This window comes from Pseudomonas brassicacearum, assembly GCF_003732265.1.
Lineage (GTDB): Bacteria > Pseudomonadota > Gammaproteobacteria > Pseudomonadales > Pseudomonadaceae > Aquipseudomonas > Aquipseudomonas brassicacearum_D.
The window spans coordinates 1-735 of the sequence record NZ_MOBK01000076.1; the positions used below are offsets into that span (position 1 = coordinate 1).

General features: G+C 53.7%; 1 protein-coding gene. It reads right to left on the minus strand.

Translation table 11 applies throughout. The features are described 5' to 3' along the window. Positions 1-359: 359 nt before the first annotated feature. Positions 360-735, minus strand: a 376-nt coding sequence (locus tag BK660_RS30110; RefSeq protein WP_123436400.1) for a DUF2817 domain-containing protein, incomplete at its 5' end; no start/stop codon positions are given.

A 735-nucleotide genomic window follows, 5' to 3' on the forward strand; every position in this document is an offset into this window, starting at 1 on the left:
ACAATGGCCGACTGAACATAGAGTTGATTGGCAACGGACTCATCCTTTTCATCTGAAATCCATCCTGGAAAAACAACAGAAAACATCCTCAGGCAGCGGTGCGTAAGTTGTCGACCTGAAAAGTCTGTAGGAGAAATGCAGAACAACCGCTAGGTCGGGGGCGAGGTACTACAGGCGCGAAATGCCTTTTCATTCGACTGAATCGGTACCGACAGATCAGGTTGAAAAAACGCTGTAGGAAACGGATTCGATCCAGGTATGAATTAGATCGCGCAGCACAAATACAAAAAACGGCTTACCGCAAAGTGAGCCGTTTTTTGTGCCTGGAGGATAGTGCCAGCAGCAAAGGCACTGATGATTTACTGCGACCAGCTTTCCAACGCCGCCAACCCTTTCACCCAGATCTGCCGCGTGCGCAAACCGACCATCGCCCGCCAATCCGGATCAGCCGGATAAAACTGCTCCAACAGATTCAACTTGATCCCCCGCCCCGTCGCATCCAGCGGATCACCATGCAAATGCAACCAATGGTCATCACGCAAATGCCGATGAACCTCCGGCCCCGGATACGTCCCGCACTCGATCACGAACGGCATCAATTGCACGTCCGGCAAGGCATTAAGCAACGCCTGCGAGGTGTACCCGGTAGCAGTCGCTGCCACTCCGGTTTCGCTCAAGGTGTCGGCGCCGGTGTGCAGCGTGTAAAGCCATGGGCCATAAATTGCCTGGGCCTGC